23 protein-coding genes, 1 pseudogene and 1 riboswitch are annotated in these 22,989 nt (G+C 36.1%); of the genes and pseudogenes, 15 read left to right on the top strand and 9 right to left on the bottom strand.

The window, feature by feature from the left end:
- Positions 1–265: 265 nt before the first annotated feature.
- The 11 genes from gutQ to thiD all read left to right on the top strand — a co-directional run bounded on the left by gutQ (position 266) and on the right by thiD (position 10,093).
- On the top strand, positions 266–1,228 hold the full coding sequence (gutQ, locus tag H3T83_RS05860; protein ID WP_065614018.1) for an arabinose-5-phosphate isomerase GutQ: 963 nt from the start codon (positions 266–268) through the stop codon (positions 1,226–1,228).
- A 184-nt stretch (positions 1,229–1,412) separates the two neighbouring features.
- Positions 1,413–1,934, top strand: coding sequence for a shikimate kinase AroK (gene aroK, locus H3T83_RS05855; protein WP_034901329.1), 522 nt, complete (start codon positions 1,413–1,415; stop codon positions 1,932–1,934).
- Between the two features lie 66 nt (positions 1,935–2,000).
- The gene (locus tag H3T83_RS05850; RefSeq protein WP_198215331.1) at positions 2,001–2,861 is read left to right on the top strand and encodes an SPOR domain-containing protein; all 861 of its coding nucleotides are present in this window, start codon (positions 2,001–2,003) and stop codon (positions 2,859–2,861) included.
- Between the two features lie 49 nt (positions 2,862–2,910).
- Entirely contained in the window at positions 2,911–3,732 is an 822-nt protein-coding gene (locus H3T83_RS05845) for a Dam family site-specific DNA-(adenine-N6)-methyltransferase (protein WP_034901325.1), read from the top strand.
- A gap of 41 nt (positions 3,733–3,773) precedes the next feature.
- A complete protein-coding gene (gene rpe / locus H3T83_RS05840; RefSeq protein ID WP_198215330.1) occupies positions 3,774–4,451 on the top strand; it encodes a ribulose-phosphate 3-epimerase in 678 nt (225 codons plus the stop codon).
- Positions 4,444–5,139 (top strand): phosphoglycolate phosphatase, encoded by a 696-nt coding sequence (locus H3T83_RS05835; protein WP_065577516.1) that lies wholly within the window; start codon positions 4,444–4,446, stop codon positions 5,137–5,139. Before rpe ends, H3T83_RS05835 begins: the two co-directional genes overlap by 8 nt.
- Positions 5,140–5,162: 23 nt before the next feature.
- Positions 5,163–6,158: a tryptophan--tRNA ligase gene (gene trpS / locus H3T83_RS05830; protein WP_065577517.1), complete on the top strand. Its 996-nt coding sequence runs from the start codon at positions 5,163–5,165 to the stop codon at positions 6,156–6,158.
- A gap of 124 nt (positions 6,159–6,282) precedes the next feature.
- Positions 6,283–7,644: a Trk system potassium transporter TrkA gene (gene trkA, locus H3T83_RS05825; RefSeq protein WP_086356703.1), complete on the top strand. Its 1,362-nt coding sequence runs from the start codon at positions 6,283–6,285 to the stop codon at positions 7,642–7,644.
- Between the two features lie 50 nt (positions 7,645–7,694).
- A riboswitch (TPP riboswitch) is annotated at positions 7,695–7,796 on the top strand.
- 60 nt (positions 7,797–7,856) lie between these two features.
- The gene (gene thiM / locus H3T83_RS05820; RefSeq protein ID WP_370528012.1) at positions 7,857–8,630 is read left to right on the top strand and encodes a hydroxyethylthiazole kinase; all 774 of its coding nucleotides are present in this window, start codon (positions 7,857–7,859) and stop codon (positions 8,628–8,630) included.
- A 15-nt stretch (positions 8,631–8,645) separates the two neighbouring features.
- Positions 8,646–9,287, top strand: a complete 642-nt coding sequence (gene thiE / locus H3T83_RS05815) for a thiamine phosphate synthase (protein WP_198215328.1) — start codon at positions 8,646–8,648, stop codon at positions 9,285–9,287.
- A gap of 11 nt (positions 9,288–9,298) precedes the next feature.
- A complete protein-coding gene (gene thiD / locus H3T83_RS05810) occupies positions 9,299–10,093 on the top strand; it encodes a bifunctional hydroxymethylpyrimidine kinase/phosphomethylpyrimidine kinase (RefSeq protein ID WP_198197799.1) in 795 nt (264 codons plus the stop codon).
- Positions 10,094–10,190: 97 nt separating this feature from the next.
- Here the strand turns inward: thiD and H3T83_RS05805 are convergent, their stop codons facing one another.
- A complete protein-coding gene (locus H3T83_RS05805) occupies positions 10,191–10,394 on the bottom strand; it encodes a heavy-metal-associated domain-containing protein (protein WP_198197801.1) in 204 nt (67 codons plus the stop codon).
- Between the two features lie 675 nt (positions 10,395–11,069).
- Here H3T83_RS05805 and H3T83_RS05800 point away from each other — a divergent pair.
- Positions 11,070–12,242, top strand: coding sequence for a M20 aminoacylase family protein (locus tag H3T83_RS05800; protein ID WP_198215327.1), 1,173 nt, complete (start codon positions 11,070–11,072; stop codon positions 12,240–12,242).
- Positions 12,243–12,258: 16 nt separating this feature from the next.
- Positions 12,259–13,683: an MFS transporter gene (locus tag H3T83_RS05795; protein WP_232351116.1), complete on the top strand. Its 1,425-nt coding sequence runs from the start codon at positions 12,259–12,261 to the stop codon at positions 13,681–13,683.
- 262 nt (positions 13,684–13,945) lie between these two features.
- On the opposite strand, the gene H3T83_RS05790 is transcribed toward H3T83_RS05795, so the two are convergent.
- Both H3T83_RS05790 and H3T83_RS05785 read right to left on the bottom strand, forming a co-directional pair.
- Positions 13,946–14,266, bottom strand: coding sequence for a DUF2845 domain-containing protein (locus H3T83_RS05790; RefSeq protein ID WP_086361939.1), 321 nt, complete (start codon positions 14,264–14,266; stop codon positions 13,946–13,948).
- A 31-nt stretch (positions 14,267–14,297) separates the two neighbouring features.
- Entirely contained in the window at positions 14,298–14,516 is a 219-nt protein-coding gene (locus tag H3T83_RS05785) for a helix-turn-helix domain-containing protein (protein WP_086361940.1), read from the bottom strand.
- A gap of 145 nt (positions 14,517–14,661) precedes the next feature.
- On the opposite strand from H3T83_RS05785, the pseudogene H3T83_RS11540 reads away from it, so the two are divergent.
- A pseudogene (locus tag H3T83_RS11540) lies at positions 14,662–14,873 on the top strand (helix-turn-helix domain-containing protein).
- 225 nt (positions 14,874–15,098) lie between these two features.
- Here H3T83_RS11540 and mnmE read toward each other — a convergent pair.
- From mnmE to H3T83_RS05765, 3 genes are all read right to left on the bottom strand, one after another.
- A complete protein-coding gene (gene mnmE / locus H3T83_RS05775) occupies positions 15,099–16,460 on the bottom strand; it encodes a tRNA uridine-5-carboxymethylaminomethyl(34) synthesis GTPase MnmE (protein WP_065614000.1) in 1,362 nt (453 codons plus the stop codon).
- Between the two features lie 94 nt (positions 16,461–16,554).
- Complete coding sequence (locus tag H3T83_RS05770) at positions 16,555–17,163, bottom strand: YdcF family protein (RefSeq protein WP_081299995.1); 609 nt, start codon at positions 17,161–17,163, stop codon at positions 16,555–16,557.
- A gap of 10 nt (positions 17,164–17,173) precedes the next feature.
- A complete protein-coding gene (locus tag H3T83_RS05765) occupies positions 17,174–17,725 on the bottom strand; it encodes a DNA-3-methyladenine glycosylase I (RefSeq protein ID WP_034901305.1) in 552 nt (183 codons plus the stop codon).
- A gap of 246 nt (positions 17,726–17,971) precedes the next feature.
- Between H3T83_RS05765 and H3T83_RS05760 the strand changes: the two genes are divergently transcribed.
- A complete protein-coding gene (locus tag H3T83_RS05760) occupies positions 17,972–19,321 on the top strand; it encodes an MFS transporter (protein WP_065577525.1) in 1,350 nt (449 codons plus the stop codon).
- A 66-nt stretch (positions 19,322–19,387) separates the two neighbouring features.
- Here H3T83_RS05760 and gorA read toward each other — a convergent pair whose 3' ends face one another.
- The 3 genes from gorA to hldE form a co-directional block, all read right to left on the bottom strand.
- Positions 19,388–20,740 (bottom strand): glutathione-disulfide reductase, encoded by a 1,353-nt coding sequence (gene gorA, locus H3T83_RS05755; RefSeq protein ID WP_198215326.1) that lies wholly within the window; start codon positions 20,738–20,740, stop codon positions 19,388–19,390.
- Between the two features lie 165 nt (positions 20,741–20,905).
- Positions 20,906–21,385 carry a hypothetical protein gene (locus tag H3T83_RS05750; RefSeq protein WP_198215325.1) on the bottom strand — a complete coding sequence of 160 codons (480 nt, stop codon included), beginning with the start codon at positions 21,383–21,385 and terminating at the stop codon, positions 20,906–20,908.
- A gap of 167 nt (positions 21,386–21,552) precedes the next feature.
- Complete coding sequence (hldE, locus tag H3T83_RS05745; protein WP_198215324.1) at positions 21,553–22,977, bottom strand: bifunctional D-glycero-beta-D-manno-heptose-7-phosphate kinase/D-glycero-beta-D-manno-heptose 1-phosphate adenylyltransferase HldE; 1,425 nt, start codon at positions 22,975–22,977, stop codon at positions 21,553–21,555.
- Positions 22,978–22,989 lie beyond the last annotated feature (12 nt).

The raw sequence follows: 22,989 nt of genomic DNA, 5'->3' as shown, positions 1-22,989 counted from the left end.
AAAAATCTATGCAACTGTATTTAAAGGTTTAATTGCTAAATTTTGTAAATATTATTAGAGCGTTAAGTCTTTAAAACATAGTGTTAATCTTTTAAAAACGCCATTCTTAAATATTGTCTCACTTATTTTGTTTTTTAATTCTAAAAGCTTTTTGAATATTCAATAGTTAATTGTTAGACTATCTAGCATAATCTGATTAAATATAATCATAAAATTGATTATAGATTTAATTTTTGTGTAAATTTAATTCAATAGGCAATTAAACATGGATAAATTGTTACAATATGGTCGAGAACTTCTTGAACTTGAACTTCACGAAGCACAAAAGTTACCCGCCCGACTTGGTAAAGACTTTATTAAGGCTTGTCAATTCATCTTGTCCACCAAGGGAAAAGTTGTCGTGTCAGGTATTGGTAAATCAGGACATATTGGAAAAAAAATCGCCGCTTCATTAGCTAGTACTGGTAGTCCAGCTTTTTTTATGCACCCCTCTGAAGCGCTACACGGTGATTTAGGCATGGTAACCGAAAACGATGTAGTAATTTTGATCTCTTATTCTGGTCGGGCAAAGGAGTTTCAATTTATTTTACCAATCCTTGCTGCTATGAATATTCCGGTTATCGCTATTACTGGTGGCCTTGATTCGCCACTTGCGACAGCAGCCCAAGCAGTATTAGACATTTCAATTGAAAAAGAAGCTTGCCCAATGGGACTAGCACCAACATCAAGTTCAACTAATACATTATTAATGGGTGATGCATTGGCTATTGCCGTTATGCGTGCTCGTGGTTTTAAAGAAGAAGATTTTGCTCGTTCACATCCTGCTGGTAGTCTAGGAGCTAAATTGTTAAATCACGTAAAAGATATTATGCGAAAAGGAGATTTAATTCCTAAAGTTTCACAATCAGCAACGGTACTCGATGCGATGTTAGAATTAAGTCGAACCGGTGTAGGGTTAGTGGCAATATGCCAAGATGATAATAAAATTGTTGGCGTTTTTACTGATGGGGATTTGCGTCGATTACTATTAAAACATGGTACACTACAAGACAATATTATTGAAGTAATGACCAGTCCAGGACATCAAATACCGGAAAATTGGAAAGCGGTCGAAGCCTTAAAAACATTTAATGATCATAATATTACAGCTGCGCCAGTAGTGAATAATCAAGGTGAATTAGTTGGTGCACTTAATATTCATGATCTACACCAAGCGGGAATAAGTTAACTGATTAATAAATACCTGTTGCAAAATGGGGCTATCTATTGAGATAATTACCGACCTAAATTTTTGTCGTTAGACGGAGATCCAAGAAAGTTACACAATTCAAAGATAAAATGATGATAAAAATCATAGCAAATTGATATTGTGTTGTAAATTTTAACCAAAATTAATAGATGATGAAACTACAATGGCAGAAAAGCGAAATATCTTTCTAATTGGCCCAATGGGGGCAGGAAAAAGCACAATAGGCCGACAAATTGCACAGCAGTTAGGCATGGAATTTTTTGACTCTGATCAAGAGATCGAAAAACGTACAGGTGCTGATATTGCATGGATCTTTGACTTAGAAGGTGAAGACGGATTCCGAGCCAGAGAAGAGAAAGTCATTAATGAATTGACTGAAAAACAAGGTGTAGTACTTGCTACCGGCGGTGGTTCAGTACTATCGAAAGAGACGCGTAATCGTTTATCAGCACGCGGTATTGTCGTTTATTTAGAAACAACAATTGAAAAACAAATGGCAAGAACACAAAAAGATAAACGTCGTCCTTTATTACAAGGTGGCAATACCCCTCGCGAACTTTATGAAGAGTTAGCTCAGGAACGAGATCCTCTTTATGAAGAAATTGCTGACATCACAATTAAAACCGATGAGCAAAGTGCTAAAGGTGTTGCTGGATATATCATTGATAAAATAGAACAAATTTAAATCATTGATCGATAAACCATGGTTGGTTATAAGGCATTAAACCTGTTAATAGGTTAAGGAGTTAATATGCGTGTAGATAAAGATGATCGTTATATATCAGAACAATCCAATAAGCCGTCTACGCCCTCATTTAGTATTACCAATTTTTTTCAGCATTATTCGAAAAAGAAATTGATAATTATGGGGTTAACTGTTGTTATTATTGTCTTATTAGTTAGTACAATGTTATTTCGTTCGTCAAAACCAAAAGCTCCTACACAACTAACTCCTCCTGAAGTTAGCGGTGTTTCAACGCAAGAACCTGAGCCAACCATAACAACACAATCCAATGATGTTGCAACGGCTACAGCTCAAGGTCAAGCATCTGATACGGTACCATCGCCTATGGCGCCAGCACCAATTACCAATGTTAATGAACAACAAAATAGTAGCGAATTAACTGGTAGTAACGGTAGTGATGCAAACACTCAGAGTTCACCAGAGAGTAAACCTGAGTCACAAGTTGACCATAATACTCATCAGGGTAATAATTCATCGCATAATAATGTGGATAATAATAGACTAAACTCGCCGAACCAAGTTGAATCTAAAGTCAATAAACCTGATACTGAATCAACTAGTGGTTCTAAAGTAAATACTAAACCGACTAAAATTGACAAAATAAAGAGTAATCAGTTTTCAATTCAACTGAGTGCTTCAACCTCGCTTGAAGGTTTAAAAAAATTGGTAAAAAAACATAATATAACCAATTACCAAATTTATGAAACTAAACGAAATAATGTCAAATGGTTTATTTTAGTTAATGGTACATATAATTCTGCTGATGAAGCCAGAAAAGCAATCAAGTCTTTACCAGATGCACTAAAAAAAGATAAACCTTGGGTTAAATCTGGCGCAACTATTAATAAAGAAAAATCGGCAAAATAGTAAGGGATATTGTTCATATATCCTACCAATGACAAAATAGGAGTTTCCGTTGAAGAAGCGACGAGCCTTTTTAAAGTGGGCTGGAGGAAAATATGAGCTTGTAGACACTATAAAACAGTATCTACCGGAAGGTGAACAACTCATTGAGCCCTTTGTAGGTGCTGGTTCCGTTTTTTTAAATACTAACTTCAAAAGTTATATTTTAGCTGATATCAATCATGATCTAATTGCACTATTTAAGCTATTACAATCCAATCCGGAGCTGTTTATTAATGATCTTAAATTACTATTTAATGATCAAAATAACCAGGCTGAAGCATTTTATCAACTACGTGATGTGTTTAATTATAGTAAAGATCAATATTTACGATCGCTTTTATTTGTCTATTTAAATCGTCACTGTTACAACGGCTTATGTCGTTATAATAATAGTGGTTTATTTAATGTGCCATTTGGCCGTTACAAGACTATTTATTTCCCGGAAAGGGAACTCTATTTTTTTGCCAAAAAAGCGCAAAATGCTGAGTTTGTCTGTACGCCTTATCATAAAGCGATGAAAATGGCGAAACGTAACTCCGTTATTTATTGTGATCCACCTTATCTATCGCCTAATGAAACAGCAGGTTTTACCGCCTACTATTCTAATAATTTTGGGTTTGACGAACATCAAAGGTTGTCACAATTAGCTGAGCAAATTGCCTATAAAAAAGAGATTCCAGTGCTAGTATCAAATCATGATACTCACTATACCAGAACGTTATATAGTAAAGCGCGCCATCTTTACCGAGCAGAAATGCGGCGCTCAATTAGTTGCGCTGGCGAAGGACGCAAAAAAATTGATGAAATATTGGCCTTATACCAAAAATCTTAAGCTATTTTTAAGTATAAGGTGTTTATGAGTAGAGGTATGTTATGAATGAATTTATTATTGCACCATCAATACTATCCGCCGATTTCGCTCGTCTTGGTGAAGATACCCAAAAAGTATTAGATGCAGGAGCGGATGTTGTCCATTTCGATGTGATGGATAATCATTTTGTTCCCAATTTAACAATGGGTAGTATGTTTTGTAAGGCACTGCGAGACTATGGAATTAGTGCACCAATTGATGTCCATCTAATGGTTTCTCCTGTTGAAGAGCTAATTACCTCTTTTGCCAAAGCTGGAGCAACAAACATATCTATTCATCCGGAAGCGACAATTCATCTAGATCGTTCATTACAATTAATTAAAGATCATGGTTGCAGTGCCGGTATTGTGCTTAATCCAGCAACACCGCTTGACCATTTAGACTATGTGATGGATAAAGTTGATATTATTTTATTGATGGGTGTTAACCCAGGTTTTGGTGGTCAATCATTCATCCCAGCAACGCTTAAAAAATTGCGGCAAATTAAACAACGCATTATTGATTCTGGTAGAAATATTCGCCTAGAAATTGATGGCGGTGTAAAAGTAGATAATATAGCTGAAATTGCCAAGGCAGGAGCCGATATGTTTGTTGCTGGCTCAGCGATATTTGGTCAACCTAACTATAAAACGGTAATTGATGCAATGCGTAAAGAGTTAGCAGGAGTAAAACATGGCTAAATTAGATGATATTCAAGCTATTGCTTTTGATTTAGATGGAACATTAGTAGATAGCGTACCTGGACTTGCTTTAGCAACCCAGAAAATGTTGGCAGATTTAAATTTACCAACAGTTACCAATGAACAAGTTAAAAATTGGGTAGGTAATGGTATTGATGTGATGCTTGAACGCGTTTTCAAAGCCATTGATATTAATTCGTCAAACGAATATTTTGCTGAAGCTAAACAAATATTTAGTCAGCATTATGATAAGGTTATGGATGAACAGACAACCCTGTTTCCTCATGTAAAACAGACCTTGAAAGCTCTTTATGAAAATCATTATCCTTTAGCACTTGTAACTAATAAACCGGCTCAATTTTTACCGGGATTACTAAGCTCATTAGGTATCAAAGAGTATTTTTCATTAGTACTCGGCGGCGGTGATGTAATTAAATTAAAACCACACCCTGCTCCGCTTTATCAAGTCATGGCAACATTTGGATTATACAATGATCAGTTATTATTTGTTGGTGATTCGAAAAATGACATTACCGCAGCCAAAAATGCTAATTGCCCTACTGTTGCGTTAAGTTATGGTTATAATTATGGCGAATCAATTGCAACAAGTGAACCCGATTTTTTATTTGATGATTTTCAAGATATATTAACCCTATTACCTCAGCCAAAAGCTGAAGCAAAAAAATAATAAGTTTAAATTAGGAATAAATTATGAGTAAACCAATTGTATTTAGTGGCGCTCAGCCATCAGGAGAACTAACATTAGGCAACTATTTAGGTGCTTTAAAGAATTGGGTGTCTTTGCAAAATGAATATGATTGCGTTTATTGTATCGTCAATCAACATGCGATCACGGTACGCCAAGATCCTAATAAGTTACGTAAAGCAACACTTGATACATTAGCACTTTATCTAGCCTGTGGTATTGATCCACAAAAAAGTACTATTTTTGTGCAATCCCATGTGCCTGCACATGCTGAATTAGGTTGGGCATTAAACTGTTATACCTATTTTGGTGAATTGAGCCGTATGACACAATTTAAAGATAAATCTTCTCGTCATTCAGAAAATATAAATGCCGGGCTTTTTGATTATCCAGTGTTAATGGCTGCCGATATTTTGTTATATCAAGCTAATTTAGTTCCCGTTGGTGATGACCAAAAACAACATCTTGAACTTTCTCGCGATATTGCAATGCGTTTTAATGCCCTTTATGGCGATATTTTCACTGTTCCTGAACCATTTATTGCTAAAGTTGGCGCTCGGGTTATGTCATTACAAGATCCTAGCAAAAAAATGTCTAAATCAGATGAAAATCGCAATAATGTTATTGGTTTACTTGAAAATCCAAAAGATGTCGAGAAGAAAATTAAACGGGCAATGACCGATTCTGACGAACCACCTGTCGTACGTTATGATTTAAAAAATAAAACGGGGGTATCAAATCTGTTAGATATATTAACCGGTATTACGGGTAAACCTATCGCTGAACTGGAGAAAGAATTCGAAGGTAAAATGTATGGCCATCTAAAAACTGAGGTCGCAAATCAAGTTATTGATATGTTAACTGGTTTACAAGCAAAATATCATCAGTATCGTGATGATGAAAATTATCTTCTGACAATTATGCAAGAAGGTGCACAAAAAGCTCGAGCAAAAGCAGAGCCAACGTTGAAAAAAGTTTATGACGCAATCGGTTTTGTATAATTAACCGTAAAACTAGATTGCAATTAACGCTAAACAATATCAATTGGCTTTAATGACTAAACGCACTATCGTTTTTGTTAACGAAAAGTGCCATTGAAGCCTTTTTGATTATCATAGGTTAGTTATGAAAATTATCATTCTTGGTGCAGGTCAAACAGGTAGTGCTCTTGCCGAATATCTGGTTACCGAAAAACAGAACGATGTGACTGTTGTTGATGAAGATCATGACAAGTTGCAATCATTGCAAGAACGTTTTGATTTACAAGTTATTTGTGGAAAATCATCTTATCCACAAGTATTAGAAAGTGCTGGTGCAGAATCTGCCGACATGTTAGTCGCTGTTACCAATTCTGATGAGGTCAATATGATGGCTTGCCAGATTGGGCATGTGATGTTCAATATTCCTCAAAAAGTCGCACGTATTCGAGCTCCAGAATATAATGATGAAAGATACTCATTTTTTAATAAAGATTGTATTAATATCGATCATATTATAGCCCCAGAAAATCTAATCACCAATCATATCAGCCAGCTAGTGCAATATCCTGGCGCACTACAATTTGCCTCATTTTATGATAATCGAGTCTGCTTAGTTGCCGTTACAGCTTACTATGGTGGTGCATTGGTGGGTAGTGAATTATCAGAGCTAAAAGAACATTTACCTCATGTCGAAGCGCGGGTGGTGGCTATTTATCGTAAAAATCGTTTTATTCGTCCGATTGGTTCAACTTTGATTGAAGCTGGGGATATGGTTTACTTTATTACCCCACCGCTTAACATCAAAGCGGTAACCAGTGAATTACAACGGTTAGAAAAGCCTTATAAACGAATACTCATTAGTGGTGGTGGTGGCATTGCTGTTGCTTTAGCTAAGCGATTAGAAAACGATTATCAAGTTAAATTGATTGAACGTAATGCCGAAAAAGCAGAATTAATTGCCGAGCAGTTAGTTAATACGACCGTATTACATGGTGAATCATCGGATCAAGAGCTATTATCGCAAGAACAAGTCGAACTTACCGACCTTTTTGTTGCAGTGACAAGTGATGATGAATCAAATATTATGTCATCAATGCTTGCCAAAAGGATGGGAGCAAAAAAAGTAATCGTACTTATTCAACGACAAGCTTATTTAGAGCTGATAAACGATAGCGTAATTGATATTGCCATTTCACCACAACATGCCACTATTTCAGAATTACTCAGTCATGTAAGACAAAATGGCGTGGTAAAAGTTGTCTCACTACGGCAAGGTGAATCAGAAATTGTCGAAGTGATCGTTAAGGGTGATACTGAAAACTCTAAACTAGTAGGTAAAAATATTAACAGTCTAAAATTGCCTTCAGGGGCAACTATTGGTGCTGTGGTGCGTGGTGAAGATGTGATTATTGTTAATACCGATTTAATGATCGAAGATGGTGATCACTTAATCATTTTCTTACCAGATAGACGATCTATTAGCGATATCGAAAGATTATTACAATAGCTTGTATAAAATATAAACTCAGTAGATAATAAAACTGTTTTTATTAATTGTTTTTTGACTCGGGGTGTTTTTTGTTACTACAAAAAACTGAGATTTTACCCGTTGAACCTGATCTGGCTCATACCAGCGTAGGGAAGTCTTCGTCTTAATTATCCGTTTTGACACATTCTTCCCTTAATATCAATAATAAATAAGGAAAGAATATGTCTACCATTCAGTTATTTCAAAATAATGATGCCATTCCCTTTATTGAGCAAGTTAAACAACAACGACCGTTAGTCCATTGCATTACCAATGATGTCGTACAGAATTTTACCGCTAATGTCTTATTAGCCATTGGAGCTTCACCAGCAATGGTCGTTGCTAAACAAGAAGTTGAAGACTTTGTAACTATTGCCAGTAGTTTATTAATTAATATTGGTACCATTGATGAGCACAGCGCAAATAGTATGTTGTTAGCTGCAGCAAAAGCTGAACAAACACAGACACCATGGGTACTAGATCCTGTAGCGATTGGTGCGGCACTTAAATACCGCACTGAAATTGCCAAACAACTGTTAACTTTTAGACCGAGTGTTATTCGAGGAAATGCCTCTGAAATTCTCGCATTGAGTGGTCAACAATCATCATCGAAAGGGCCTGATGGACTTGATTCTACCGATTCTGCATTAAATGCAGCAATACTATTAGCACAAAAATATCAAACCATTGTCGCAATAACAGGTGAGATAGATTATGTCACAGATGGTGAACAAATTTATAGCATTGTCGGTGGCGATATCGCTTTAACTAAAGTAACTGGCACCGGCTGTTCGTTATCTGCGATGGTAGCAGCATTTATTGCAACCACTAGTGATCGTTTAACCGCTACCGCATCAGCTTGTTTTATGATGAAAAAAGCAGGACAGCTCGCTAGTAAGCAACAAGGGTTAGGTAGTTTCGCCATTGCTGTTATTGATCATCTTTCACGATTCAATCAAAACTAAAAATAAGGATGTTTGATGAAAAAGCAACTTGATTTAACCCTCTATTTAGTCCTCGATCCGTTATTATGTGGCGGTATAGATGGTATGGTCACTACCACCAAAATTGCTGTTGAGAATGGTGTTACCGCAGTGCAACTACGTTCAGAACAAGAATACTCTGGTAAAAATTGGTATGATGCCGCACAAGCGCTCAAAGAAGTGTTAAGTAGTACCCAAGTTCCGCTATTTATCAATGACCATGTTGATATTGCTTTAGCCATTGATGCCGATGGCGTTCATATAGGACAAAGCGATCTACCGGTCGACGTTACTCGACGCTTAATTGGCACAGACAAATGGTTAGGACTTTCAGTTTCAAATCAATCACAACTAGAGAATGTTCCTTGGCATTTAGTCGATTATCTTGGCATAGGGCCTATCTATCCAACCGCAACCAAAAAAGATGCTGCCGCCGCGACAGGCATTGCTCAATTGAAAGAACTGGTTAAAGCGAAACAATGCCCTGCCGTGGCTATCGGTGGTATCGGCGCGAATAATTTAACCGAAGTAATCCAAACTGGCATTGAAGGTATTGCCGTTGTGTCGGCAATATGCGGACAAGCTAATCTTGCCAAAGCGACATCAGACCTAATCAGTAAAATAAAACTGGCAAAATAGGAAACCAAATCATGACAACAGTTGCATTAACAATAGCAGGCAGTGACCCTAGTGGTGGCGCAGGTATTCAAGCTGACTTAAAAGCATTTTCAGCACTTGGTGCTTATGGTATGTCAGTGATCACCGCATTAACCGCACAAAGTACGCAAGGCGTTAATGGTGTACATGCTATTCCCGCTGAATTTATTGAAGCACAGTTTAATACACTATATCAAGATATCCACATTGATAGTGTTAAAATTGGTATGCTAATGAATAAAGAGATTGTTACTACAGTTCATCAGCTATTAAACAATCATCCTATTGCCAATATTGTGCTTGATACCGTAATGATTGCTAAAGGCGGACATCCATTGTTAAAAGCTGATGCCGTTTCTGCTATTCGAGATCTATTATTACCATTAGCCACAATCATCACCCCTAATCTACCTGAAGCGGCTGCATTACTTGATTGTAGTGAGGCAAAAAACGAAGAGCAAATGCAACGACAAGGTTATGAGTTACTAAAATTGGGTTGTCAGGCAGTCTTAATGAAAGGCGGACATTTGCCAAGTCAAGAAAGCCCTGATTATTTAATCACTCACGACAACATCATTAGAATGACATCACCGAGGATCGCAACGAGAAATACCCATGGTACAGGTTGTACCCTCTCTGCAGCAATTGCAGCCTTGTTACCGAAACATCATTTAGAAGAAGCGGTTAAACAAGCCAAAAAATACCTACAAGGCGCTATTGAACATGCAGATAGTTTAAAAATTGGTAAGGGAATTGGGCCTACTCACCATTTTTATCAATGGTGGTAGAAGTATACAAAAACTGTTAATCGATGATTTGATAAAAGTACTCTCGAAGATTTAGGCGATGAGATAATCGCCTAAAATTTAATAACGCTAAATACTGTTAATAAGCAATACCGACAAACTCAAATCCCGCTTCATTAATTGCTGCAATTGCCGCTTCTTGCGAGATAGTACCACCATCAATATCAACTTCATGCTTAGCTAAATCAACAGTAACTTTCGCTTTAGGATCAATATCATTAATTGCTTTAGTAATGGTTTTAACACAATGCTGACAACTCATATTATCGACTATTAATTTCATCATTAACCCCTTTTGGTTATTTAATAATTTACCGATAAATTATCAATGGCAACCGATAGAAAAATCAGATTATTCTTTAAATAAAACAAATTTGCTAGCTATTGCCATTAATGAATTAAAATTTAATCTTTATATTACGCCAAAACAAACTAAAACCAAGCCTACTTGGAAAAATAAATTAACCAAATTTTTAATATGCTCAATGAGATTAAGCTAAGAATTTATTTTGATCTATATTTTTTGTAAAAATAATTGAGAAGTGTATACCGTTTAATTGATATTTGAGATCCATAATAGAAAAACAGCTATAACCGTTGGTATACGTCATGGAAAACCAGTTGTCTTAAGAGAAGTTCTTTAACTATATATCATAAGGTATTGAGTTTTATTTAGCCGATAATAAAGTTGGTTAATGGATAATGTGCCAAGTCATTTTTTCGATCAGACTATTACCTCAATGCTAATTCGATATAACAATTTTCAAATATTATCTTATAGAAATCATCGACATTCACAAGAATAGCGGTTATTGTATATTTATTCATCTAAGCTGTTTTACTGATTAAGTTGTTTGCAGGTTTTAAATTTAATCATAGTGTTAATCATAGTTTAGATGTGTAGTTCCCTTCTTTTTATTTTTTTCATAACGATATTCAGGTTAATTAGGAGCCTAAAATGCAGCATATTATGGAAACGATTAGAAAAACAGAGCAAGAGTTTATTGATATTCGCCATCAAATTCATCAACATCCTGAATTAGGTTTTGAAGAACATAAAACCAGCGATTTAGTGGCAAGTAAATTAGCTGAGTGGGGCTATGAAGTACATCGTGGTTTAGCAAAAACCGGGGTAGTTGGTGTTTTAAAAAATGGCACTAGTGATAAAAAAATTGGTATTAGAGCCGACATGGATGCGCTACCTATTATTGAAGCATCAGGAAAACCATGGAGCAGTCAAACCCATGGCAAATTCCATGGTTGTGGCCATGATGGTCATACCACTATTTTACTTTGTGCAGCCAAATATCTTGCCGAAACCCGTAATTTTGATGGCACTTTGCATGTTATTTTCCAACCAGCTGAAGAGTTGTTATATGGTGGTAAAGTAATGGTTGACGATGGTTTATTTAAACAATTTCCTTGTGATGTTATTTTCGGTATCCACAACATGCCTGGTTTTAAAGAAGGTCATTTTTATTTCAAATCCGGCGCACTTATGGCCTCATCCGATACGATCCATATTCATATTAAAGGTAAAGGTGCCCATGGAGCAATGCCAGAACGAGGAATTGATGCCACGCTTGTTGCCTGTTATATCGGCACGGCCTTACAAAGCATTGTTTCTCGTAATGTGTCACCATTTGAGCAAGCCGTTATCACGATTGGTTGTATTCAATCAGGTGAAGCGCCGAATGTTGTTAATAGCGATGCATTAATGAAGTTAACGGTTAGAGCACTGGATAACGATACTCGTGCTTTATTACTTAAACGGATTAGCGAAGTTGCAACTGCGCAAGCAGAAAGTTTTGGCGCCTCAGTACAAATTGAGCATGTCAATGGTAGTCCGGTTTTACATAATGGTGCAGATGCAACAAAATTTGCCTTTGATGTTGCCCAAAAATTAGTTGGCGAAGATCGCGTCCATGATAATTGTCATCCTTTTATGGGCAGTGAAGATTTTGCTTTTATGTTAGAAAGTAATCCTAATGGCTGCTATATGATTATCGGTAATGGCAATGAACCTGGTTTTTGTAGTGTGCATAATCCTGGTTATGATTTTAATGATAAATGTATTGTTACCGCTGCATCATATTGGGTGGCATTAACTGAAAGCTATTTAAACATATAAGGATTAATGTGCAGCTATGTCAAATTTAAATATGTCAAATACTCAAAATTCAGCCATAGAGCAGTTTAAAAGTCATAACCGGTTAACATTCGGCATTGTATTAGGGGTGATTACTTTTTGGCTTTTTGCTCAGTCTATTGTCAATGTCGGGCCGGCTGTTCAACATAGTATCGGTATTACACCTGCATCGTTCAATCTAGCTGTCAGTTTAACCGCTCTGTTTTCAGGTTGTTTTATTGTCGTTGCTGGCGGATTAGCTGATCGCTTTGGCCGTGTTCGTTTTACCTATTTAGGTTTTATTTTAAGTATTATTGGTTGTCTTTGTTTGATCTTAGCACAAGGTGAAGTACTTTTTACCATTGGTCGGATTATTCAAGGTTTATCTGCTGCCTGCATTATGCCATCGACATTGGCGTTAGTGAAAACCTATTATCAAGGTAAAGATCGTCAGCGCGCATTAAGCTTTTGGTCGATAGGATCTTGGGGCGGTTCAGGTACTTGCCTGCTTGCCGGCGGTGCGATAGCAACCTATTTGGGTTGGCAATGGATTTTTATTATCTCAATCAGCTGTGCTGTGTTAGGTATGCTGTTATTGAAAGGGACACCAGAAACTAAAATTGACGATCCATCAAGCTTGCCCAAATTTGATTATGCTGGGCTATTTGTTTTTGTTATTACTTTAGTAACGTTAAACCTTGTCATCACCAAAGGATCTACTTTTGGTTGGACTAGTGTAATGACATTATCACTCGCTACGATATGTTTGGTTTTTCTGATTTTATTTTTTGTTATAGAAAATCGCAAAGCTAATGGCGCATTTATAGATTTTTCACTGTTTAAGAACGTCCCTTATCGTGGTGCTACCTTATCTAACTTTCTGCTCAATTCTGTTGCCGGGACTTTAATTGTTGCCAGTACTTATACCCAACAAGGAAGAGGCTTTACTCCTTTCGAAAATGGATTATTGACCATTGGTTATTTAGTTTCAGTTTTATGTATGATTCGAGTTGGTGAAAAAATCTTACAAAAAGTCGGAGCGAAAAAACCAATGTTACTCGGGCCGTTAATTACCGGTACGGGTATTGCCTTGATGACACTGACTTTCTTACCCGACATGTTTTATATTATTTCGGTGTTAGCCGGCTATATTTTATTGGGTCTTGGCTTAGGGTTTTATGCTACACCATCAATTGATACCGCAATAGCTAGTGCTCCGGAAGATAAAGTTGGTGTTGCATCAGGAATATATAAAATGGCAAGCTCATTAGGTGGTGCATTTGGTGTCGCTATTTCAGCCTCAACCTATGCTGCAATTATTGCTAATGGGCAAAGTATAGCGACAGCAGCAGCAATTGGACTGTGGATTAATGTTGGCTTTTGTCTGTTATGTTTTGTTTCAATTTTAATTTTAGTACCCAATAATGCCGGCAAGAATAAATAAGTTAGCATAGGTTGTTTATCATTTTAAATTAGGGATAAATCTTTTCGCATCTATCCCTATATTTTAAATGGCTAGATGAATTAAACCCATAATGCTTAGAAAGCAATATGGGGTTTATTATGGGAAATATTGGTTAACGGGGTGAATTTATATGCACATTCAACTTACAATACAAAAGTTCAAAAATAAATTTATTTATTTGATTATATTAGTTTTTAACAAATTTATGTATCATAATGAGCACAAGTATGGGTACTAAATATTATTTCTGCTCCCAAGTCTGTACAATATGATCGTCTAGAGTAATCCGCAAACCATATCGGTTCTTACCTGTCTGGTTATATTTCCATATTTCTCTATATCTTGTTTTCATAATTTTGACAGACTTGTCTGCAGGAGAACCTAAAGAATCAACTAATTGTTCCGCTGTTTGACCAACCCAAAAACAACGTTTCATGATGCTTTCAACAATTTCCGCATCACCATATTTATTCAATAAATATTCCCTTCTCTTTTTTGTTGAATAAACATTCCAAGCAATAATAATTGCAATTCCTAAAACAATAAGCACTATCCATTCCATAACTATATACTCTCTTACAATATTGATAATCTTAAAAGTCAAACAAATGATTTAATTCAATATCCAACCCTCTGGCAATCACCTCGATTACTTCTAAAGTAGGATTTCTTATCCCACGCTCAATACCACTAACATAGGTACGATCAAGCCCACATTTATCAGCAAATGTTTCCTGAGACATACCAGCCTGTTGTCTAAGCTTTTTAACGCGTTGTCCAAAAAGAACTTTTATTTTATCAGAATTTCTCATCTGTTTATTATTACGTCATGTTGCTTATCAGACCACGGACTATAAGTCACATTTTAATGGATTCATCACATAAATGTGACTTATAATCAACATTAAATTATTACTAATTAACATTAATCTATTTAGTTACTAGGAGGAGATCATTATGGAAAAAAGTGATTGGCACAAAGTAGATATTATTGCTACTTTAAAGAAAAAAGAACGACGTTAGCGGCAGTATCCAGACGCGCGGGATTGTCTTCAACAACACTAGCAAATACTTTATATCGCCCTTGGCCAAAAGGAGAAGCTCTTATAGCACAAGAATTAGAACTTCATCCCTCTGAGATCTGGCCTACACGCTATAATAAAAAGTAGTAAGACTGTTAATAGTAGGTATATATTTGTTTAGGTTTATTCCGCTTTATATACTTTACCAAAACGACCAATGATCACCTTTTTATCGTCATCAATTTGTGTATCCACAAAGTCAGCCCATGTTTGCAACATTCCTCTACATAGAATAATCTGTAGATAAAATTAAGGCATAACAAAATGTTATGCCTTATTCATGGATAAGAGTGGAAGTGAGTAAACCCTAACTTATTTGCCAATACAGAATGAACTGAATATTCGTCCTAATAAATCATCAGAAGTAAATTCACCTGTAATTTCACTTAGTGCTTCTTGAGCTAATCTTAGTTCTTCCGCCAATAGTTCACCAGCATGGAAGGTGTTAAGTTGGTATTGACCATTATTTAAATGCTCTGCTGCTTTCTCAAGTGCTTGTAGATGTCGGCGACGAGCCAAAAAACCACCTTCGGTGCTACTAGTAAAGCCCATAACTTGTTTGAGATGATCACGTAATAATGTAATACCTTCACCGGTTCTTGCTGATAATTGAATAAGACAATAGCCATTTTGTTCACTATAACCCAATGGTTCACCAGTTAAATCAGCTTTGTTGCGAATAACTGTGACAGGCATGTTTTTCGGTAAACGTTCAATAAATTCTGGCCAGAGTTTTTCAGGATTTGTCTCATTAGTTGTTGTACTGTCGACCATAAATAAAACGCGATCGGCTTGATCAATCTCTTGCCATGCTCGCTCAATACCAATACGTTCAACTTCATCACTAGCTTCACGTAAGCCGGCAGTATCGATTATATGTAAAGGCATTCCATCAATATGGATATGTTCACGTAAAACATCGCGCGTTGTTCCAGCTATATCCGTTACGATAGCGGCATCTCGTCCAGCTAATGCATTAAGTAAACTTGATTTACCAGCGTTAGGTCTACCCGCTATGACGACTTTCATACCTTCACGTAATAATGAACCTTGTTTAGCTTCTTGACGGACTTCGTTTAATCGTTGTATGACTTGCTCAAGTTCTGCCGCTATTTTTCCATCAGATAAAAAGTCTATCTCTTCCTCTGGAAAATCAATAGCTGCTTCAGTAAAAATACGTAGATGAATTAATGCTTCAACCAGTGTATTAATTTTTTTAGAAAATACCCCTTGTAGAGAAGATAAGGCTGATTTTGCTGCTTGCTCCGAGCTAGCGTCAATTAAGTCTGCAATCGCTTCGGCTTGAGCTAAATCAAGTTTATCATTTAAAAATGCTCGCTCTGAAAATTCGCCCGGTCTTGCAATCCGCACACCAGAAATTTCTAAAATTCGCTTTAGAAGTATATCTAAAATAACTGGGCCACCGTGACCTTGCAATTCAAGCACATCCTCCCCCGTAAACGAGTGCGGATTAGGAAAAAATAGCGCAATACCTTCATCTAAGGTTGTACCATCCGATGCTAAAAAAGGTAAATAATGGGCATAGCGAGGCTTAGGTAAAATACCTAAAACGGCTTTAGCAACATCTTGCGCTTTAGGGCCGGAAACACGCAATATTCCAACTCCGCCACGACCTGGAGGTGTCGCTTGTGCAACAATTGTATCTGTATTCATATTTATCAATTTTAATTTAAATAGAAATGGTTAATCATACCACGACAACCATTAAAAATCTGTAAAGTGAAATAGTCTAAAGCAATGAAACCGATTAATTATCATTTTTAGTTTCAACATAATCTAATGGATGATCAAATAGCCATGAGTTAAGTAAAGCTAATGGTTCTCTTATCATGGCGATATATTTATCAAAATTGCTATAACTTAATGGCGCTGACAAACCGGAAATATCATCAATATTAGATCGTTTAGCTAACATGATTGAACGTAAAATATGGAAATCATTAGTCACCACAACTGTCTTGCCCAATGGTAAAACTTGATTAGCATACACAAATTGCTGTGCCGTTCGTCTTGATCTATCTTCTAAATAGACCCTGGAAGATTCGATACCTTTTTTGATTAAATAATCAGCCATCACACTCGCTTCAGTCGCTGATTCATCACTCCCCCGCCCTCCGCATACAATTACTTTTGTATTGGGATTATCTTGCAAATAATTAAATGCAGTATTCAAGCGAATTTGTAACGTTAAAGGAGCTTGTGCTGGTGTGCCAACAACTTGTGAACCTAATACCACCAGAGTATCAGCATTGGCTGCTGGTTTTTGGTGAGCATAAATAAAAATAATAATATTACAAATAACAAAATAAAATAGTATTAATATCAGTAACCATCTAATTAATTTAATGATTATCATATAATACCTCTCATTTTTTAAAACAATTTTCAAAATGGTCGTCAACTAATCCCATTGATTGCATAAATGCATAACAGATCGTTGTTCCAACAAAAGAAAAACCTCTCTTTTTTAGTGCTTTTGACATTCTATCTGATATTTCGGTGCTAACTGGAACTTCACTTATATCATTAAAGTGGTTAATTATAGGTTTACCATTAACAAAGGACCAAATAAATTGAGAAAAATCCTCATTATTACTTTGCATAGCTAAGTAGGCATGAGCATTTTTTACAATGCTATTAAGTTTTAGTCGGTTACGAATTAATCCTTCATTTTCAAGTAATGATTCTATATCAGCCGCCGTTAATTGGATAATTTTTTGCGGTTCAAAATTGAAAAAGCATCGACGATATTCATCTCGTTTTTTTAGAACAGTAATCCACGATAATCCTGCTTGCTGGCCTTCAAGACAGATTTTTTCAAATAGTTTTAGACTATCATATTGTGGATTCCCCCATTCCTTATCATGATAATCAATATATAACGGGTCATTTGTCACCCAACTGCATCGTTTTGTCATTATTATTTCATCCTTATGTTTCAAAAATATTATACGTGATAATTGAATAGAATTTTCATTTAATATCATTTTTTATACTGATTATAAATCAAACAGACATATCATTGTCATTGATTAAATTTTTTTATGATTAAAAAAAAGTCTATTTTTTATGGCAGAATGACCATTCACTATTAAGATTTAGTCAAAATACAATCATTTTCTTAATTGGCTATATCTATTTAACTATAACAATAAGGTTTTTTCATGAATCAATCCGAGATTAATGCTGAATGGCAACCAGTGGCACGTCCATTGAACAGTAAAGATTTAAAAACATTGATATTATCCTCTTTAGGGGGGACATTAGAATTTTATGACTTTGTTATCTATGCTCTCTATATTGATACTATTGTCAAACCGTTATTTTTACCCCATACATTATCGCCGTTAACGTTAGATTTATTTGCTTGGGGAATTTTTGCAGCAGGCTACTTAGTTCGCCCTGTTGGTGGCATTATTATGGCGCACTTTGGTGATAAAGTTGGTCGTAAAAGAATGTTTACCTTAAGTGTGGCGATGATGGCTTTACCTACTTTTATCATTGGTATTTTGCCTACTTATGAAACAATTGGTATTGTGGCGCCATTATTATTGTTATTGATGCGAATGCTACAAGGCGCTGCTATCGGCGGTGAAATGCCTGGCGCATGGGTATTTATTGCAGAGCATACCCCAAAACAACGTTATGGTTTAGGTGTCGGCACTCTAACATCAGGCATTACTGGTGGTATCCTACTTGGCTTTTTCGTCACAATTATTATTGATCTCTATTTTACTAACCAAAATATTTTGGATTATGCATGGCGTATTCCTTTTATTATTGGTGGTATTTTTGGGGTTATTTCAGTATATTTACGCAAATTTTTATCTGAAACGCCAATTTTTAAAGAGTTAGCTGCACGTAAAGCTTTAGAAAAAAGTATACCTGTGGTTACTGTATTAAAAAAACACAAAACAGCATGTTTGATTGTCGCTTTATTAACTTGGTCATTATCTACCGCTATTATGGTCGGTATTTTAATTACCCCGGGTCGTATTGTCGGCGGTATGTACCATTTTGCTAATCTTGATTGGCGTATTGGTGGCTGTATTGCCGCTTTAACCTTATCTATTGGTTGTGTTATTTCTGGCTGGTTAGATGATAAATTAGGTACAGCTAAAACAGTAATCCTGACTTGGGGCGGATTAGCAGTAGTCAGTATCTATTTTTACAGTTCATTAGCGCCAGATATGTCATTAACAAAACTTTATTCGATTTGGGCACTATTTGGCCTATTTATTGGCTCGATAGCTATGACACCAATTATCGGCACTAGAACGTTTCCACCGGCAATTCGTTATTCAGGATTATCGTTCTCTTATAATTTAGCCTACGCACTATTTAGTGCAATTACTCCAACGTTAACTATTTATTTGTTAAGTCCAGATCACTTATTAGGTGAATTTAGTTATCTTGGCGCAGGTATTTATATTTCAGCTGTTGCTTTACTGGCTGTTGTAGTTGGCTTTACTTCATTAGCCCAAAATGGCTGGCAAAATAATTCGGATCATTAACGACTATTAATAAAAAAACAGGGCTATAGCCCTGTTTTCGTTAAAAAGTAAGATAAATGATAAATATTAGCGCATTGTGACAAATTCTTCCGCTGCTGTTGGATGAATTGCAATAGTATTATCAAAGTCTTTTTTAGTTGCTCCCATTTTCAATGCTACAGCAAAGCCTTGTAAGATTTCGTCCATACCATAACCAATACCATGAATACCAACTATTTTTTCTTGTTCACCAACACAAACTAATTTCATTCGGCAAGGTTGTCGATGCGATGTGACCGCGGTATACATAGCAGTAAAAGTAGATTTATAAACTTTGACGTTTTCTGGACCATATTGCAATATAGCTTGCGGTTCACTTAAACCAACTGTACCAATCGGTGGGTGAGTAAACACTACTGTTGGAATATTAGAATAATCTAAATGTTCATTTGGTTTATTGTTAAATAGTCGTTCCGATAAACGGCGACCGGCAGCCACCGCAACAGGGGTTAATGCTGCAGCGCCTGTATCATCACCTGCCGAATAAATACCAGAGACATTAGTATTTTGAAACTCATCCACAATAATAAATCCATTGTTATCAACTTTAATGCCGGCAGCAGATAAATTCATTTCTTTGGTTGCTGGTTCACGACCGATTGCCCATATTAAGCAGTCAACAGTATAACTCTCACCATTTTCTAATGTTAACGTTAATGATTGGTCACTATTTTTGCTAACAGAAGATGGAATGGCAAAGGTATGCAGATGCTGGCCATCATTGGTTATCACTTCCATAAGTGTTTCTACGATTAGCGGATCGAAAGCTCGTAATGGGGTACCTTGGCGAACAAATTGATGTGTTTCAGCGCCAAGTGAATGTAACACGCTGGCAATTTCACAAGCTATATAACCAGCTCCAACAACTGCTACTCGTTTAGGGAGTGCTTTTAACTCAAAAAATCCATCAGAAGTGATACCATATTGTGCTCCTGGTATATTTGGAATCGTTGGCTTTCCACCTACAGCAATGAGTATGTGATCGGCACTATAGTGTTCGCCATTAACTTCAATCGTTTTTGCATCAACAAATTTGCCATAGCCATGGATCACATCGACATTATTATTATTTAATACACGATCATAAGATTGATGAACACGATCAATATAAGCTGTTCGGCTTGCAATGAGTTTATCCCAATCAAAATGATTAATTGTTGTATCAAATCCATAATCAGGGCCATAGTGATTAATCGCTTCGGCAATTTGTGCACCATACCACATAATCTTTTTCGGCACACATCCAACATTTACACAAGTACCACCCAATAATTTAGCCTCAATAATGGCACACTTTTTACCATATGATGCAGCTCGGTTAATTGAGGCAATACCACCACTACCACCACCGATAGCAATATAGTCATAGTGTTTAGTCATATAAAAAATCCTTAAAAACAAATTAGCAATTAATGGATAATAGCTTTGCATAAAGCCGACAATAAAAAAAGTATTAATTATGAAATTTAACGATAGTTATTAACTATTGATTAGTTTCGGAGAATAATTTTATTCATTAGCATAATAATATTGCTATTGATATGATTATTCCGCACATTTATTCAATGCCTGAGAATTGACAGGTTTAGAATTCATTTTTTCGGTAATCTCAAGATAACATTTTCTGTCTTCAAGTTTATATAAAATATTATATGTCTTACCCAATTCAGCGGTAAATTGGTGATATTTTGTGGTACAAGAAACTTTATCATCTCGTGATTTGCCAATAACCGTAACAAGTTTATTGGCTGGAGATTTAGTTTCAATTGAGGGAACGTATTTAGGATAAATATTAAATGGTACAATTTTATGTGGGAATACATAGCCAAGACTTTGAAAATTAGCGCAGTTGCTAGTTTTACCATCATAAATGTTTAAAGAAAAATAGGTAGGATAATAAGTTTCAGTGGTGAATATCAGTTCTGGGTCATGGAGATTTGCTTCATATAGATATTTTTGAACAGGTACTCGATGACAAGCGACACTCATTAATATCATTAACAACACTGTAATTTTTAGTTTCATTATTTTATTCCTTATTAGTCATTAAATATGTGATCTTTATTGATACTAAAATAAATCTTAATTGAGATAAAACAAAGATAAAAATAATGGAAAAAATTAAATAAGAGTAATCATCTACTTAAATAATTGGCTACTTAAATAAGTAGCCAATTATTACCAGATATTATTTATTGTTGTTTAATTTTATCAATGATATTAGTGGTGGAACAACCATCTTCAAAATTGAGGACTTTAACTACTCCACCGGCCTCAATAACTTCTTTTCCACCGGCAATATCTTCAGGTTTATAATCGCCACCTTTGACTAATACATCAGGTAATATACTGGCAATTAATCGTTGTGGCGTCTCTTCCTCAAAAGGAACCACCCAATCCACTGAATCTAACGCGCCCAATACTATCATTCTTTGCATTAATGGGTTAATTGGTCGGGACTGCCCTTTCAATTGTTTTACAGAGGCATCGCTATTTACCGCCACAACCAAACGATCACCAAGTTTACGGGCATTAGCAAGATAAGAGACATGTCCTGCATGTAAGATGTCAAAACAGCCATTAGTCATGACAATTTTTTCACCGCGCAAGCGTGCTTTGCGAATTTCTTCTTTTAATGTCTCTTCAGTCATTACGCCGAAACCATCATCAGTACGAGCACGGATAGCATTACTTAATTCAACTTGAGATACCGTAGATGTCCCTAACTTGCCAACCACAACACCTGCAGCTGCATTAGCTAAAAAACAGCTTTCTTCAAGTGATTGTCCTGCGGCTAATGAAGCAGCTAAGGTCGCTATCACCGTATCACCAGCACCAGTAACATCAAATACTTCTTTGGCTTGCGTAGGTAGATGATAAACAGGCTTATCTAACTGTAATAACGTCATCCCTTTTTCACTGCGAGTGACAAGTAATGCTTTAAAATCATACTGTTTAATCAGTTGATAGCCCTTTTCGATAATCTCTTGCTCTGTTTTACAAACACCGACAACCGCTTCAAATTCAGACATATTTGGCGTCAATAGTGTTGCACCACGATAACGCTCAAAATCAGTACCTTTCGGATCAACCAATATTGGTACATTTGCTTTCTGAGCTTGTTTAATCATTGCTTGTACAGCGGTTAAGGCTCCTTTAGCATAATCAGATAACACTAATACTTTAGAGGTTGAAAGCGCACTTTCAATACGTTCTAAAATAGGTGTATGATCAACACTATTAAAACCCTCTTCAAAATCGATTCTAATGAGTTGTTGATTTCTAGATAAAACTCTTAATTTGGTAATTGTTGGATGAGTTGAGACTGATACAAAATCACAATGGACATTACGTTTAGTCAGTTGTTCATCAAGTACTTTGGCTGGCTCATCAATACCGGTAAAACCAATTAATCTTGCGCTACCACCCAAAGAGGTTATATTCATAGCTACATTGGCTGCACCGCCGGCGCGTTCTTCTAGAGCATCAACTTTAACAATTGGCACTGGTGCTTCTGGTGATATACGGTTAGTACCTCCATACCAATAGCGATCTAACATGATATCGCCAACAACCAGAACATTTGCTTGATTAAACTCAGGAAGTGAAGTTTTCATTATGGTCATATA

Origin of the sequence: Gilliamella sp. M0320 (assembly GCF_016101635.1) — a bacterium.
In the GTDB taxonomy this organism is placed as follows: Bacteria; Pseudomonadota; Gammaproteobacteria; order Enterobacterales; family Orbaceae; genus Gilliamella; species Gilliamella apis.
The sequence above is the reverse complement of the archived record's forward strand: the minus strand, read 5'-3'. Positions and strand labels throughout refer to the sequence as shown.